The 14,519-nt window shown below is 58.2% G+C and carries 13 protein-coding genes and 3 pseudogenes; 8 read left to right on the top strand and 8 right to left on the bottom strand.

The features are described from left to right. Nucleotides 1–63: 63 nt before the first annotated feature. Nucleotides 64–2,190 (bottom strand): annotated as a pseudogene (locus tag BS629_RS31605) (FdhF/YdeP family oxidoreductase); the annotation flags it as partial. 765 nt (nt 2,191–2,955) lie between these two features. On the opposite strand from BS629_RS31605, the gene BS629_RS31600 reads away from it, so the two are divergent. From BS629_RS31600 to BS629_RS31565, 7 genes are all read left to right on the top strand, one after another. Next, entirely contained in the window at nt 2,956–3,498 is a 543-nt protein-coding gene (locus BS629_RS31600) for a VOC family protein (protein WP_077988747.1), read from the top strand. 176 nt (nt 3,499–3,674) lie between these two features. After that, the gene (locus BS629_RS31595; protein WP_077988746.1) at nt 3,675–4,388 is read left to right on the top strand and encodes an SDR family NAD(P)-dependent oxidoreductase; all 714 of its coding nucleotides are present in this window, start codon (nt 3,675–3,677) and stop codon (nt 4,386–4,388) included. A gap of 70 nt (nt 4,389–4,458) precedes the next feature. Further along, the gene (locus BS629_RS31590; RefSeq protein WP_077988745.1) at nt 4,459–5,091 is read left to right on the top strand and encodes a DsbA family protein; all 633 of its coding nucleotides are present in this window, start codon (nt 4,459–4,461) and stop codon (nt 5,089–5,091) included. Between the two features lie 36 nt (nt 5,092–5,127). After that, nucleotides 5,128–5,364 (top strand): tautomerase family protein, encoded by a 237-nt coding sequence (locus BS629_RS31585; protein WP_077988744.1) that lies wholly within the window; start codon nt 5,128–5,130, stop codon nt 5,362–5,364. Between the two features lie 201 nt (nt 5,365–5,565). Next, nucleotides 5,566–5,958 carry a tautomerase family protein gene (locus tag BS629_RS31580; RefSeq protein WP_077988743.1) on the top strand — a complete coding sequence of 131 codons (393 nt, stop codon included), beginning with the start codon at nt 5,566–5,568 and terminating at the stop codon, nt 5,956–5,958. A 141-nt stretch (nt 5,959–6,099) separates the two neighbouring features. After that, the gene (locus BS629_RS31575) at nt 6,100–6,801 is read left to right on the top strand and encodes a type 1 glutamine amidotransferase domain-containing protein (RefSeq protein WP_077988742.1); all 702 of its coding nucleotides are present in this window, start codon (nt 6,100–6,102) and stop codon (nt 6,799–6,801) included. 818 nt (nt 6,802–7,619) lie between these two features. Then, the gene (locus BS629_RS31565) at nt 7,620–7,775 is read left to right on the top strand and encodes a hypothetical protein (RefSeq protein ID WP_376775201.1); all 156 of its coding nucleotides are present in this window, start codon (nt 7,620–7,622) and stop codon (nt 7,773–7,775) included. 247 nt (nt 7,776–8,022) lie between these two features. Here the strand turns inward: BS629_RS31565 and BS629_RS31560 are convergent, their stop codons facing one another. From BS629_RS31560 to BS629_RS38700, 7 genes and pseudogenes are all read right to left on the bottom strand, one after another. After that, on the bottom strand, nt 8,023–8,643 hold the full coding sequence (locus BS629_RS31560; protein WP_077988740.1) for a hypothetical protein: 621 nt from the start codon (nt 8,641–8,643) through the stop codon (nt 8,023–8,025). Between the two features lie 1,503 nt (nt 8,644–10,146). Further along, a complete protein-coding gene (locus BS629_RS31550) occupies nt 10,147–11,862 on the bottom strand; it encodes an adenylate/guanylate cyclase domain-containing protein (protein WP_077988738.1) in 1,716 nt (571 codons plus the stop codon). 83 nt (nt 11,863–11,945) lie between these two features. Continuing rightward, nucleotides 11,946–12,065, bottom strand: a pseudogene (locus BS629_RS38705) (oxidoreductase); the annotation flags it as partial. Nucleotides 12,066–12,071: 6 nt separating this feature from the next. Beyond that, nucleotides 12,072–12,260 (bottom strand): annotated as a pseudogene (locus BS629_RS40385) (hypothetical protein); the annotation flags it as partial. A gap of 4 nt (nt 12,261–12,264) precedes the next feature. Then, nucleotides 12,265–13,077, bottom strand: coding sequence for a non-homologous end joining protein Ku (gene ku, locus BS629_RS31540; protein ID WP_077988737.1), 813 nt, complete (start codon nt 13,075–13,077; stop codon nt 12,265–12,267). Nucleotides 13,078–13,088: 11 nt separating this feature from the next. Continuing rightward, nucleotides 13,089–13,997 (bottom strand): non-homologous end joining protein Ku, encoded by a 909-nt coding sequence (ku, locus tag BS629_RS31535; RefSeq protein WP_077988736.1) that lies wholly within the window; start codon nt 13,995–13,997, stop codon nt 13,089–13,091. Between the two features lie 61 nt (nt 13,998–14,058). After that, the gene (locus tag BS629_RS38700; protein WP_108565361.1) at nt 14,059–14,262 is read right to left on the bottom strand and encodes a hypothetical protein; all 204 of its coding nucleotides are present in this window, start codon (nt 14,260–14,262) and stop codon (nt 14,059–14,061) included. A 72-nt stretch (nt 14,263–14,334) separates the two neighbouring features. Here BS629_RS38700 and BS629_RS31530 point away from each other — a divergent pair, with 72 nt between their 5' ends. Beyond that, a complete protein-coding gene (locus tag BS629_RS31530; protein WP_077988735.1) occupies nt 14,335–14,517 on the top strand; it encodes a DUF3606 domain-containing protein in 183 nt (60 codons plus the stop codon). Nucleotides 14,518–14,519 lie beyond the last annotated feature (2 nt).

The following is a 14,519-nucleotide window of genomic DNA, read 5'->3' as shown; positions in this document are numbered from 1 at the left end:
ATATGACTACTCCTAGCGTTACCACTAGGACTGCCAGTCAGTAGCCCGTCATCGCAAGACGGCTTTCACCGTGGGCTTACCAATGAGCCCTCGGACCTCGATGCGATCGCCGTCCTTAAGGCCTCGACCCGCGAGATCTTCCGCATTCATAAAAACCACGTCGCGCCGACCGAATACGCCGCGATAACGATCGTCCAATCCGTAGATGGTGGTGTTATATTGATCGTGACTTCGAATAGTCGTCAGCATCAAGGCGCCTTCGCTCTCGGCGGGCGTATCCTCGGAGAGACCGGGAGACGGGAGGAACTTCGCCTTTCGCTCAGGCGTGTTCCACCGGCGAAATGAAGCAGCGACGTCAAGTCTAAAGCCACCCGGTTTGCGCACACGAGTATTGAATTCGTGGAAGTCGGGAAACACCTCCTCGATCTTGTCGCGGATGCGGTCGTAGTCCGCTACCATACCCTCCCAGTCTATGCCATATCGGTCACCAAGCGTAGCTCTTGCGATCCCTCCGATGATCGCCGGCTCGGAGCGGACAAGTTCGCCAGGTGGGTGAAGAAACCCTCGCGAAGCGTGAACCATGGACATCGAATCCTCGACAGTGACCGCTTGGCGGCCGGATGCCTGGATATCGCGGTCCGTCCGTCCGAGACATGGCAGAACGAGAGTGGTTTTCGCGGTCAGCAGATGGGAGCGGTTGAGCTTCGTTGCGATATGGACGGCCAGATCAAGGCTCCGCATGCCCGAAAATGTGGCCCCGGAATCGGACATCGCGACCGCGAGGTTCCCGCCAAGACAGATCAGCGCCTTCGCTCGGCCATCGATGGCGGCCTCCACGGCCTCGATGGCGTTGTGACCTTTGTCGCTCGGCGGGCGAAAACCAAAGGTGCGTTCCATGCCATCGAGAAGCGCTTTGTCGGGGATTTCGGTTATTCCTACCGTCCGATCTCCTTGCACATTGGAGTGGCCTCGGATGGGCGCGATTCCCGCACCCTCTCGACCAATGTTTCCTCGCAGCATCAGGAGGTTCGCGATTTGCTGGACGTTGTACGTGCCCTTGGCGTGCTGTGTGATGCCCATGCCATAACAGACAATTACGTTCCTCGCATTCGCGTAGACGTCGGCCGCGCTCTCGATGGCCTGCCGGGTTAGGCCACTGACAGCGACTATCTCTTGCCAAGTGGTAGCATCGATATCCGCACGTAGGATGTCGAATCCTGAGGTGTGTTGATCGATGAAGGGCCGATCAAGTATGCCGGCGTCGCCCGCGGCGAGACTTGCTACGTCTCGTTCGAGCACCGCCTTCATTATACCTTTCAAAACGGCCAGATCCCCGCCGACACGGACTTGATGGTAGGCCGAAGCGATCGGCGTTGAGGACATGGTGACCATCTCGACCGGATCTTGAGGTGCGGCGAACCGCTCAAGCGCGCGCTCCTTCAGGGGGTTGAAGACGATGATTGGAACGCCTCGGCGCGCCGCCTCATGCAATGTCGACATCATGCGCGGATGGTTCGTGCCCGGATTGTGCCCAAAGCTGAAGATCGCGTCCGCATGATCGAAGTCTTCGAGCGTGACGGTTCCCTTGCCAACGCCGATGGATTTCGGAAGCCCCACGCTGGTGGCCTCGTGACACATGTTTGAACAATCGGGGAAATTGTTGGTGCCATAGGCGCGGACGAATAGCTGATAAAGGAACGCTGCTTCGTTCGAGGCACGGCCGGAGGTGTAGAACTCGGCTTGGTCCGGATCGTCGAGCTTGTTCAACTCGACTGCGATCAGCGCGAATGCCGCGTCCCACGCGATCGGTTCGAAGTGGTCGGTGCCTGGGTCGTACAGCAACGGCAGAGTCAGGCGGCCGGCGTCTTCGAGCTCATGATCCGTCCACGTCCAGAGCTCGGACACGCTATGCTGCTTGAAGAACTCGGCGTCGGTCCGCTTCGCGGTGGACTCCCACGTAATCGCCTTGGCGCCGTTTTCGCAGAATTCGAACGACGACGTGTGCTTGGGGTCGGGCCATGCACAACCTGGGCAGTCGAATCCCTCCGGCTGGTTGGCCTTGAGAAGAGTTTTGCTGCCTTGCGCGACAATCTGTTGATGGGCAAGCGTCTTCGCAACGGCCTTAAGCGCGTCCCAGCCGCCGGCCGGGTGGTCGTAACGTTTGATTCCGTCCGGACGTTTGCTCTTCATGATAGTTCCTTCTTCGCTGGTGGCATGGTCGGATAGATATTGATCGCCAGATCCCCGTGAACGTGCGCGACGCCTGCTAAGGAAGTGTGACTTCAAAAGAAGGCCGTCTCCGGGCGGGTGGAGACGGCCTTGGCGGACCTTGGCGGATCCGCGCGCTCCGGCAGAGGGGAGGAGTGCTGGAGCGCAGTGCTCTTGAGAGCTTATCGCCCAGGAGGGGTGGGCGATGAGTAAAGCTAATCGGTCCGCGCAGCCCCCATAAGTGTACTTTGGTATTGGACGTTCGCCTGCCACGGCCACGGTCGTGTATGCTCGAACAACTTTAGGAAGCGGGCCGCTCTGGCCCACGTGCTTTTTCGTGCTTGTAAGCAAACCAGCCCGTGGCTTCCCTGTTTCTGACCTTGGTACGAAGGGCCTCTATCGCAAGGTCGAGGTGCCTGCCTCGTTCGTGCAGTTCTCCTGCGGTGCTGAGCGGGGGCTCGGAAGGTTCGGCTACTGTTGTCGTATTTGCCATTTGACTCGCCTGTTCTGGAATGACGGATGGGTTTCGCCGCAGCCTTGGGCGCCTAACGCGACGGAGGCTTATGATGATTTCGTCCGCTCGACGGTGCTACGGTACGATGGTGTCGTACATCCCACCCACGGCGTCCTGCTCGCGCCCAGACCGGCGATACCTAAGTGCAATGGCGGGCGTAGTGCGAGTTTATAAGCTTGGGCCACGTCGCCACCTTAAGTATCCGTCGGCGATCATCTCAAAGGAGCACTGATATGGATAGCGAACTGAGACCATCCATCAAGGAAGCCCCGCAGACCATCTCGGGTGTTGCGATGACGCTCGAGCTTGTGGTGATCGCCGTCTCCGACGTCGACCGAAGCAAACGTTTTTACGCAGCACTCGGATGGCGTTTCGATATCGATTTTCAAGGCGACGACTACCGTATCGTGCAGTTCACTCCGCCTGGATCTGGATGCTCCGTGATGTTCGGGCAGAACATAACCGCGGCCCCCGCTGGTTCATCGCGGGGATTGCACCTGGTTGTTTCGGATCTACCGGCAGCACGTGCCGATCTCGCATCCCGAGGCGTCGAAACGAGCGAACCATTCCATGATGTTGGCGGGATTTTTCATCATTCCAACGGCGTGGGCATCACGGCTGGACTGAATCCGGAGCGGAAAAGCTACGCATCTTATTTTATTTTTCATGACCCGGATGGAAACGAGTGGACTGTTCAGGAGATCACGACCCGCCTGCCGGGGCGCAAGGGGGATTCCGCTTTTACGAAAGAACTAACTAAGGCGGTGTGGGGATAGTGACCCCGTCCACCGCGACGGACGACCGCGCTAACGATTGTGCCGAAAAACGGTTCAGTGACTGCCGCTGCCTAGCAATTCTCCCGATGAGCGAGAGCATCTAAATCAGTAGCACCGACGCCGAGGGCGTAGGGCGGCCCACACAAGGACCGCTGCAATTGAAAGGATGTAATATCATGAGCAATCAGCAGAAGGTCGCCATCATCACCGGTGCATCGCAGGGCATCGGCGAAGGTCTGGTCCGCGCCTATCGCGAGCGGAACTATCGCGTGGTCGCCACATCGCGTTCGATCAAACAGGGTTCTGATGACAGCGTACATGCCGTGGCGGGCGACATCTCCAATTCCGAGACCGCAGAGCGCGTCGTCCGCGAGGCGATTCAACGCTTCGGCCGGATTGACACGTTGGTCAACAACGCGGGCGTGTTCACTGCAAAGCCTTTCGTCGACTTCACTCAGGAAGACTACGACCTGAACTTCGGCGTGAACGTTTCGGGCTTCTTTCACATCACGCAGCGGGCGGCGAGGGAGATGCTCAAGCAGGGCTCCGGCCACATTGTCAGCATCACGACCAGCCTCGTAAACCAGCCGGTGTCGAGCGTCCCCACGGCCCTTGCTTCGCTCACCAAGGGCGGTCTTAACGCCGTCACGAAGGAACTGGCGATCGAGTTCGCCAAGACGGGCGTCCGGGTGAATGCCGTGTCTCCTGGCATCATCAAGACCCCGATGCATGCTCCAGAGACCCACGAATTCCTCTCCGCGCTGCATCCGGTCGGCCACATGGGCGAGATAAACGACATCGTCGAGGCCGTGATCTACCTCGAGAGCGCAAGCTTCGTCACTGGAGAGATCCTACACGTCGACGGTGGCCAGAACGCCGGCCGCTGGTAGGCCTCGACCAGGAAGCGGGCACGTGGCGTGGATATGCCGCGCGCCCGACAAGCGAGTGAAAGGAAAGACAATGGAACTTGTACTAGCCGCCGATCCGATGTGCTCTTGGTGCTATGGATTCGGCAAGCAAATGGGACTGCTGCTTGAGCGACGTCCGGACCTATCCTTGAAGATCATTCTCGGTGGACTGCGCGCGGGCGCGACCGACGTTCTCGACGACGCGGGCAAGCAGTTCAGACTGCACCACTGGGGTAAGGTCGAGGAAGCCAGCGGCGTGCTGTTCAACCGGGAAGGCCTTCTCGCCAGAAAAGACTTTGTCTATGACACGGAACCCGTGTGCCGCGCAGTGGTGACCGCCCGCATCCTCAGGCCGGAAGCCGATCTTCTGAGCGTCTTCCGGGCATTCCAGCATGCCTTCTACGTCGACGCGCTCGACACCACGGACGGCGCCGTACTGGCTGAGACCGGATCTCGCGCACTCGCCGAACTCGGTCATCCCGTCGCCTCGGAGGAATTCCTGGCAGAGTGGAATAAACGGAGCACGATCGAAGAGGCCGCGACGGATTTCGCAACGGTGCGGGCAATGGGTGTTTCGAGCTTCCCGACGTTGTTTTTGAAGAAGGGTGAAACTCTTCGCAAGGTCGGCGCTGGGTACGCTCACGTCGACGAACTTGAGAAGCACCTCGCCGCAATGGGCGCCTAGCCGATCAATGAGGTTATCGAACAAGGAGAATAGGAAATGCCCATAGTCACCGTACAAGTAACCCGTGAAGGCACGACCCCTGATCGCACTTCGGTCACTCCCGAGGAGAAGGCAGCAATCATCGCCGGCGTCAGCCAGGTCATGCTCGACGTCCTAAACAAGCCGCTGGAATCGACTTACGTGGTGATAGAGGAAGTCGACCTGGACAACTGGGGCTGGGGCGGCCTTCCAACCGTTCAATACCGGAAGAAGAAGGCCGAAGGCATCGCCTGACCCCAGAGTGTCGCCTATGAAGGATATGCAGACCGCCGGTGATCACCGGCGGTCTGTGCTTTTCGACGCCGACCGATCCCAATCAGCTTCGGCTATCGCTTCCCGGACGGTGAGGCGTCGGGATACCATCGTGCAATAGCTTTGATTGTTTCAAGGAGGATAGTTCTCGGCGAGCCGTGTTCGGTTATCTTGGAGACGCCAATGCCCCTCGTCAAAATCCATGTCCTGAAAGGTCGTCCTCCACAGGAGGTCGACGTCCTGCTTGACACCATCCACGACGTCGTCGTGGCGTCTTTCGGAGTTCCACTGAGAGATCGGTACCAGATACTTCAAGAGCACGAGGGGTCGCATTTTCGCGCGCTCGACACCGGGCTCGACATCGCCCGGACCGAGAAATTTATCCTGCTCGAAATCACCAGCCGTCCGAGATCTCGCGATGCGAAGGTGGCTTTTTATTCAAACCTCACGCGCGCGCTCCAGGCTCGCTGCGATGTGCCGCCATCCGACGTGATGGTCTCGTTGCATATCAACTCGGATGAAGACTGGTCGTTCGGCATGGGTAACGCTCAGTTCCTGACAGGCGAGCTCCGATAGGCACAGACGTCCTGGTCTTCGTCACCAACACTAAAGTATCGGCGATACTAACGTGCACATGCAAAGCCAGCCGATCCAAGACATGCTTCCAGTCGTGCAGCCGACCGGCTGCGAATCCAGACAAGTGGAAGGAGCCTACGCATGAAGATTCTCATGGTATTCACCTCGCATGACACCCTCGGAAGCACGGGCCGCAAGACTGGCTTCTGGCTGGAGGAAGGCGCAGCACCGTACTACGTCTTCCGTGACGCAGGCGTCGACTTGACGCTCGCCTCCCCCAAAGGTGGTCAACCTCCGATCGATCCGAAGAGCGATCTGCCGGAAAACCAGACGCCCGCAATGACGCGTTTCAAGGCCGACGAGGCTGCGCAGAAGGTATTTGCGAGCACCAGGAAGCTGAGCGAAGTCCGTTCCGAAGATTTCGACGCCGTCTTCTATCCGGGCGGGCATGGACCCATGTGGGACCTCGTCGACAATCCGGAGTCCATCAAGCTGATCGAGTCCTTCTACAACTCCGGCAAGCCGGTGGCGGCAGTCTGCCACGCGCCGGCCGTGCTTCACCGCGTAACCTATAAAGGCGCGCCGATCGTCAAAGGGAAGCGGGTAACAGGCTTTACCAATGGCGAGGAGGAGGAAGTGCAACTGACGACGGTTGTTCCTTTCCTCGTTGAGGACGAGCTCAAACGGCTCGGCGGTCTCTATGAGAAGAAGGCGAACTGGGCGAGCTTCGCTATCACCGACGGCAGGCTGATCACCGGCCAGAACCCGGCATCTTCCACCGCGGGAGCGCAGGCGCTTGTCAAGCTTCTCACCACCGTGCAAGCCAGCGCGGCCGTCGCCTAGGGCGGCCAACGAGAAGCGAAAAAGGGGCCGCGTATGCCTGTCCGCGGCCTCTTTCCGGATCCGGTTACGATCGAGGTAGACAGGTGCTGGAAAGAAGACGCTTTCTTTTTTTAGAAACGCAGGGCATTCGGGATGGTCGTCTGCGCACGGAGTTGGACGGTAGGTCACAGGCCGGCCGAGCATCTGAAATCACATGCACGCTTTTGGCGTTGGAGCGGTGAAGAGGCCTGCCTTAGAGCGATTGCTGAAGCTCGTGCCTTCGTGGCTGAAGCGCCGCCTCCAGTATCCCAATGTCTTGGGCTACGGTCCCGCCACTTATTCCGAGACCGTTTATTATGCCGAGCTTGCGATCTGGACCTACCGGAAATCGCGGGCTTTAGGAAAATGGTTCGGCATAGTCTCGGGCTCGGGATAAATCCCGGACTTGCATATCGTTACCTTGAAGGTGAAAAGCCGGAACTTCCACTGAAGAAGGAGGTCCTCGGCCATCCCGGAACTCGCCGGCACTCCCTGCGTTCTCAAACGACGAGGAGGAATGCCAAATGTCAGTTCCCTTTGAACAACCGATCGTGCCGCCACCATCCGTGCCGCCGCTCGACAATCCACCACCCGATCCAGGTCGCATTCCGGGCGAAGAACCACATCCCGATCCTGAACCGGACGAGGGCGCCGCGCCCACCAGCAGGACGTCATCCCATTGCCCAACTTGGGAGATGCTTTGCCAAGGCATCCGCCTTCAGCGAGAGGACGAATGATGAGCGGCAACTGGAAAGACGAGGCTTCGTGACCAGCTCGGGGACTTCGTCGACTCGTTCGTCGTGAAAGGTGCGAAACAGTCGGACGTCTACGACGTAATCGTCGAGGAGATTGCCAACCTTCGATTCGCCTACGAGCGCGACCCCGATCCAGCCGCAGATCGTCCAGGCGCCGAGGCCGAGGAACCGTCGATCGAATGGCCTGGCGCATTGCCATGAGAGCAATAAAAAAGGCCGGGGCGAAATCGCACCGACCTTTCAAACATCGCTCTTCATACCAGTGCCAGTACATCCGTGGTCAAAAGTAAGATTAGCGACTCCGGCAGTCGCGAACGCTCACGTGGAGCACTCACCAGCAACGCCGATGAGCCTTAGATAGTCAAGCAATGTGTCCGCTTCAAGACCCTGCCATACCGGGCGGCCGTGAGACGACGTTGAGGAGTTGAAACCTTAACGGGCGCTGCGTCTAGTATGGTGCGTTTTGTATCGTCGCGAAGTTAAATGTGTCAACCATGGTAGCAATGGGGTCTGGGAAATACCGGTAAGTTGCAACGCGCTTCCCATGCACAATGTAGTCTTTTGGCTCGACGTCTCCCATCACAATCAGCGAAACCGTCACCCTGGAAGTTCCAAGCATCTTGAGGGCAACGATTCTTTCCCGTGGGTTCGGGCATTGCTCCCCGACGTCACACAGCCTGCCAATCAATCTCATTTGAGCGAAAGGCTCGAAACCTGCGAAAGATGTACCGCCTATGAACTTAACCTTGTCCTTGAAGGCCGACCATTCTGTTCCGGCGGTAATCTTCTCAAACATCGGGACGGCGTTTTTGAAGGTGAAGTCCTTTGCAACGAAAGGCGCGACCGAAGAGATCAAAAGTGTGACATGCTTTTCGCCAATCCCGCAGTCAATCCACAGATGGTGGTCGTCAGGCGCGCTGCGCTCGTTGTCGCGAACTTTACATGCGGGGTCGGCAGCCATGCTAGTATTGGCTGGCCCCCTTACCAGCCACATTGCTGCGAATGATTTCTCAGCGGAGACAGTCCAGAGGGTGACAAGGAATATCATCGCGACTGATAACTTTGGCATCGGATTTCCTATCCCTGTTCATTGTTAAGCTGTGATGGCGACGCTTTTCTGTTCTTCAGCGTGGTCGGCGGGAGCCAGAGGTGGACTTTCGATAACTGAGCGCGAAGTTCCCTGCCTCGGGCCGATCAAGTTTTGCCAGCCCATTTCCAGGCCTTTCAGTGCCGCCACCGTTGTCAGGCCGACGCCTTCGATACTCTGACCGTAACTGCGTTACCGATCTGCTCGGCAGCCATTTCAAAGCCCTCAACAAAGTGCCAATCAGGGAAGTCCTGTAGCCGAGCACGCATGAACAACGTCAAGCCGGGGACAAATCCCTCGTTCACGGCGTCCTCGTCGGTCGGCGCCGCCTTCGGTATTGGAGCCTAGGTGAACCCTTTTGATCTCCGGCGGGCGCCTTCTTTGGACCGGCCCTTACCAGTGCGCCCGCGAAGCGTGGACGAAAGCGCTCCGATTTGAATGAGGCTCCCGAAGCGATCATAGAAGGGTTGTGCTCGCATCGCACGTAGCAATTCTTTCGCTCCCGACCATCCGTTCGCAGCCATCAGGGCTCCGATCTTCAATCGTTCGAGAATCTCCTGCCGGGCCTCGGCGTCGGCCGAGACGAGTGCCTTGATGACAGGAATGGAAGCACGGGCCTTTCGAAGGACGTCGTTGGAGCCCTTTAGCGCCTTCGGAAATCCCACGTATGGCGACAGCTCGAAGGCCGGAAGATTGCATCTTGCCTTCAGGAAGGCCCTCGCTTCTGTAGGCGGGACGATCTCCATCAGCTTTTTGACCTCGGCTGCCATCTGCAGACGCGTTCGGTCATCTGCTTCCGCAGCTTCGTGATGCGTGCTCGGGCGTCGGAAAGCGCCTTCGCCTTGATTTCGATGTCGCCCACGTGGAGTGTCCCCTTTCGGGACGTGCATACGACACCGGTTCTTTCTTGGCCGGTAAGCTGATCGGTAAAATGCAAGCAATCTCAATGATTCAGGTCTTCCGCCGACACTAACTTAATCGATACTGGAACCGCGGGATCTGACTCGCAATACAGGAGCGATGCCAGATGAAGCAGTCGTGGCCTAGCCTCAGTATAGCTGGGGGCTCGCTACATGTTCGACTTCCTGACTAAAGGCGGTTTCCGTCAGCGGAGGATAGCGAAGCGTTTGTCGATTGGGACGCGCGGTTTGCCAGCCACAACTTGAGCATCCGGTCCAGACATTGGTTCGATCAGTCCAGAAAATGGATTCCACTGACCCCCGATGCTGGCCTTCGACCGACCGGAACCTGCCAGCACGCCCTGCATTTTTTTCAGGCGGCGAGGAGTAATGTCAATGTCAGTTCCATTCGAACCAATCGTCCCGCCGCCAGAGCCCCCGCTCGATAATCCGCCACCTGAGCCCGAGCCCATACTACCCGGCGTCCGGACTTACTCCGTTTTCCCAGAGACGAGGACGGGCGGCTTGTTAGCTTGCATGGCATGGCCATACTCCTCGGCCTCCGGACGTGGCCAACGACGTCCTATCACTCCGGTAATCCCGTTCCCAACAGGCCCTGTCTGAACTTCTCAGTCTGTTCGGCGGTTTCGACCACGATCCCTCGCGCCAAAAACTCCCTGATCGTCAGATCTGGATGGTTTTCGCGAACGCTTTTGGCAAGTGCGGCAGCTTCCGGGGAGCGGCCCGCCATCGACAAGCAGGCGATCATGCGGGTGCTGGTATATTTTCCGGGGTTCGGTAGCTGCTTCAGCGCCGCTAGGGCCTGCTCGTAGTCGCCCTTAAAATAGAGAAGATTACCCAAAACTGCGTGATACCAGTGAGGCGGGTAGGGGTTGAGCCGCATCCCTTCTTCGACCAACGGAAGCGCTTCGTCTATACGGTTTCGCCTTGCCAGAAGTCCGCCGAGCTGGACCAATGCATGGGCATCACTGGAATTGAGCTTATATGCGAGGCGGAATTCTCTCTCGGAGTTGTCAAAATCCTTCAAGTAAAGGTGAGCGAGCCCGAGTACACGATGGGCGCCAGCCTCTCCCTCGTCTAACTTTACGGCATGACGAGCAAGGGCGATCCCGTCGCGAAGTACAGCCTCCGGCGCGTTGGCATAGCCGGCGACCGCTATCCTCGCCAACGCAAGATGAGCGTGTGCCAGTGCAAAGCCTCCGTCGCCGGCAACCGCTGCTTCGAACATCTCCACTGCCTTGACGTTGTCATCCGGCTCGTAGCCTCTGAGATGCACGAGCCCTCGCAGATAATACTCGTAAGCAGCGAGGCTGGCCGGCCGCCGCCGGAGGGACTCTCGATAATCGCAGCTTTCGATTTGGCCCACGAGATTTGCGACAATCATTTTCACGATCTCGTCCTGGATGCCGAAAATATCTGCCGCTTGCCGCTGATATTTCTCAGACCAGACCAACCGCTCATTGTCGGCTTGGATCATCCGCACAGTGATCCGAACCTCGTCTCCCGACCGACGCATGTTGCCTGTCACGAGATAGTTGGCAGCGAGCTTGCGCCCAACTTCCTTTAAACTCTCCGAGCGATCCCGGAACGCAAACGCTGAGGACACCGCAATCACCGACAGGCTCCTGAATCTTGCAAGACCGGATATGATGTCCTCAGTAAAGCCGTCGACGAGGAACTCGTTCGCTGCTTCATCTGCGCTTTGAAAGGGAAGGACGGCGACGACAGTTCGAATTGACTGCTCTATTGTGGGAGTGCGAGGCCAATGCCATGCACGCACCGGCCTGGAAATATTCTTCAGATGTAGCAGTCCTCCATCTACAAACAGCCGCTGCAATTCCTCTGGGAGGATGTGGTGCGTTGCCTCTGAGATGCAGATGCCATCCGGTAATGCATGTTGTTCGAGGCGCGCCGCAACATTCACGCCGTCGCCGAATACATCGTCCTCGGTGATCATGACTTCGGCATAGTTTATGCCAATCCGAATTCGAAGGGTGTCGGTGCCGCTGGCAGCTACAGCCTCGCTTGCCAACAGATGCTGTACCTGTAACGCCGTCGAAATGGCGACGGCCGGGCTTTCGAATATCGAAAGTAGGCCGTCACCCATAACTTTGATTGTCCGACCGCCACTCTTGAGGATTCGAGGCTTGAGGATCTCTTCTTGCAAGCGACTAACGCTTGCCAGCGTTCCTTCTTCGTCGGCTTCCATCATGCGCGAATAACCGACAACGTCCGTCGTCAGGATGGCCATCAGTCGTCTGGTGGTGAGCGAAGAGGACATCTGTGACAAATCCCGAGTAAACGGCAAGTGCTTCAAATGGAATGTACAGTCTTACGGCACTGATGTCATGCACACGGAGGGATAGCAAGGCCGCGGGCAGCCGCGATGTCTGCCGTCTTGCCGACGCCGTAGTGGATCATCTCGACAGGAATGTTAAAGCCAGATTCCGACGCGATGAAGATGACGCGACCCCAATCGAGCTTCCGCCTCCGGCCGCCACCACGCGTTCCATATGCCGTCAACTAACCATGACCTCTTTCGCACGCTCAATGGCCTCGTCTTCGATTGCAGCGTGAACCGTCCGCGACCTTGATCGCCACCGCTTCCCCGTCGTCGCCAACGAAATCTATTCGCCAGCCCGATGTCTCGTGTGCAACCTTGGTTTCCAGCAAGTGCATCTGACTACCCTGACTTCCTACCTTTGAGATCTGCCTCGACGCTCTTCCGGAGCGCGTCCATGATGCTGACCACATTGGACTTCGGAGCGACTTCGGCCGCCTTCCCCTTCACCGCCTTTTTCGGCTTCAGCGCCTTCTTCTTCTCGGCGATGATCTTGAGCAGGCTCTCCTGGATTGGATCACTCACCATATCCGGAGACCAACGCGCGGTCTTCTTCTTGATAAGCTGCTGCACAAGGGGAATGAGATCCGGATCTGCTTTCTCGTCGATTTCCTCGAAGTAATTCTCCTCCGGTCGAACCTCGTCGCCGAAACGCAGCGTCCAGAGCACGATGCCTTCGCCGCGCGGTTCCAGGACGACCGCCCGCTCTCGGCGTCCCATCACGAGCTTCGACACGCCGAAAACCTGGTCGGCCTTCATGGCATCCCTGATCACCGCAAATGCCTCGTTGCCGACGGCGTCGTCCGGCATCAGGTAATGCGGCTTCTCAAGGTAGATCCACTCGATGCTGTCGGCCGGAACGAACTTGTCGATGTCGATCGTCTTTACCGTGTCGAGCGCAACGGAATCCAGATCATCGTCGGTGAGGATAACGTAGTCATTCTCTCCGCGAGCGTAGCCCTTGGCTTCGTTCTCGTCCTTGACGGGCTTGCCCGTAACGGAATCGATGTACCGGGAGACGACGCGGTTGCCCGTCTCCATGTTGAGTGTATGGAAGCGAACCTTCTCGCTTTCGCTCGTGGCCGGGGTCATGGCCACGGGGCAGGTGACCAGGGAGAGTTTGAGATAGCCTTTCCAGTAATATTTCGGAGCCATCGTCTATCTCCCTAGCTGGCTTTGCGCTGCGGGGCAGCCTTTGAAGCGGCGGACTTCGCTGCCGCCCCGCGCGCGGCGCGCTGCCTCCCAGTGCCAGTGTTAGCGTTGGCGGCAGTGCGTTTCGATTGGTCCGCAGCGGCCTTCATCATGCCTGCGCTCTCGCGGAGCGCGGCCAGCAGATCGTTGGGCTTCGAGACCTGCACCTTCTTCGGCTTCGGAAGCGACTTGCCTTCCAGCTTCGCCTTCACCAGATCCGCGAGGGCGGCTTCGTAGCGGTCGTCGAAGGTGGCCGGATCGAACTCGCCCTTCTTGGTGCTGATGATGTGCTTGGCCAGATCGAGCATCTCGCCCTCGATCTTGAGCTTGGGCATCTCCTCGAAAGCCTTCTCGGAGGAACGAACCTCGTAGTCGTAGTTGAGCGTGCTGGCGATCAGGCCCTTGCCGTGCGGCCGTATCAGCACCGTACGCATACGACGGAACAGGACGGTCCGGGCGATGGCCGCGACCATCGACTTCTTCATCGCATCGCGGAGAGCCGCGAACGCGTCTCCGCCCATCTTGTCGGGCGTGAGGTAGTACGGCTTGTCGAAGTAGACGTCGTCGACGTCGGAGCACGGGATGAACGCCTCGATCTCGAGCGTCTTGTTGCTCTCAGGGATCGCGGCGGAAATTTCCTCAGGATCGATGATGATGTACTGGCCGTTCTCGATCTCGAAGCCCTTGGTCTGGGCTTCCTTCGGCACCGGATCCTCGGTCTCGCTGTCTATGAAGATGCGGTTGACGCGGTTGCCCGTGGCCTTGTTGATGGTGTTGAAGGTGATCCGCTCGCTAGTCGAGGCTGCCGTATAGAGAGCGACGCCGCAGCTTACCTCGCCGAACTTCAGATAGCCTTTCCACTGCGCACGCTGTCCTGAGGGCATGACAAATACTCCGAATCATTAATCCGCGACTCAAAGACGTGTCAGGGTGATTCGTTCCGACTCAAAACGAATCATTTTTCAATACTTTAGGGAATTTCTCTCCCAAATTGATTCCGCCGTCTCCGCTGGTCGAATTGCGCCCGACAGTGGTGGAAAGCGCTGGAGATTGTTTAGTTCGAGAGTCACAGCAACCGCCTTCCTCCAGCACCATGCCGGCCACCTCGCTTAGGGAATTCCGCAGCCGCTTCAAGCGCAGCATCATCATCCACTATCTTCCGGGAACCACCGGAATCGTTGTGAGTTTCTATTGCGGACGTTCATTCGAAGGAGAAGCCCGATGGCACAGACACCGACATCCCGCGGCCGCGCACAGGATCGAGCCCGCGTGGCCGGCGGCCAGGATCACGAGGTCAAGTACGAAGCAACGAAGGAAGGCGTCTCGAAAGATGCCGTCAAGAAGGCCGTGAAGAGCGCTGGAAACTCACGGAAGAAGGTCGAGGCCGAGATTGGTCGCCGTTAGGC

It is taken from the genome of Rhizobium leguminosarum bv. viciae USDA 2370 (genome assembly GCF_002008365.1).
Taxonomy (GTDB): domain Bacteria; phylum Pseudomonadota; class Alphaproteobacteria; order Rhizobiales; family Rhizobiaceae; genus Rhizobium; species Rhizobium leguminosarum.
The sequence above is the reverse complement of the archived record's forward strand: the minus strand, read 5'-3'. Positions and strand labels throughout refer to the sequence as shown.

What these genes read in the sequence shown, in the direction of transcription:
- BS629_RS31600 (WP_077988747.1), top strand. Translation starts at nt 2,956, where the DNA reads ATGGATAGCGAACTGAGACCATCCATCAAGGAAGCCCCGCAGACCATC.
- BS629_RS31595 (WP_077988746.1), top strand. Translation starts at nt 3,675, where the DNA reads ATGAGCAATCAGCAGAAGGTCGCCATCATCACCGGTGCATCGCAGGGC.
- BS629_RS31590 (WP_077988745.1), top strand. Translation starts at nt 4,459, where the DNA reads ATGGAACTTGTACTAGCCGCCGATCCGATGTGCTCTTGGTGCTATGGA.
- BS629_RS31585 (WP_077988744.1), top strand. Translation starts at nt 5,128, where the DNA reads ATGCCCATAGTCACCGTACAAGTAACCCGTGAAGGCACGACCCCTGAT.
- BS629_RS31580 (WP_077988743.1), top strand. Translation starts at nt 5,566, where the DNA reads ATGCCCCTCGTCAAAATCCATGTCCTGAAAGGTCGTCCTCCACAGGAG.
- BS629_RS31575 (WP_077988742.1), top strand. Translation starts at nt 6,100, where the DNA reads ATGAAGATTCTCATGGTATTCACCTCGCATGACACCCTCGGAAGCACG.
- BS629_RS31560 (WP_077988740.1), bottom strand. Translation starts at nt 8,643, where the DNA reads ATGCCAAAGTTATCAGTCGCGATGATATTCCTTGTCACCCTCTGGACT.
- BS629_RS31550 (WP_077988738.1), bottom strand. Translation starts at nt 11,862, where the DNA reads ATGTCCTCTTCGCTCACCACCAGACGACTGATGGCCATCCTGACGACG.
- ku (WP_077988737.1), bottom strand. Translation starts at nt 13,077, where the DNA reads ATGGCTCCGAAATATTACTGGAAAGGCTATCTCAAACTCTCCCTGGTC.
- ku (WP_077988736.1), bottom strand. Translation starts at nt 13,997, where the DNA reads ATGCCCTCAGGACAGCGTGCGCAGTGGAAAGGCTATCTGAAGTTCGGC.
- BS629_RS38700 (WP_108565361.1), bottom strand. Translation starts at nt 14,262, where the DNA reads ATGATGATGCTGCGCTTGAAGCGGCTGCGGAATTCCCTAAGCGAGGTG.
- BS629_RS31530 (WP_077988735.1), top strand. Translation starts at nt 14,335, where the DNA reads ATGGCACAGACACCGACATCCCGCGGCCGCGCACAGGATCGAGCCCGC.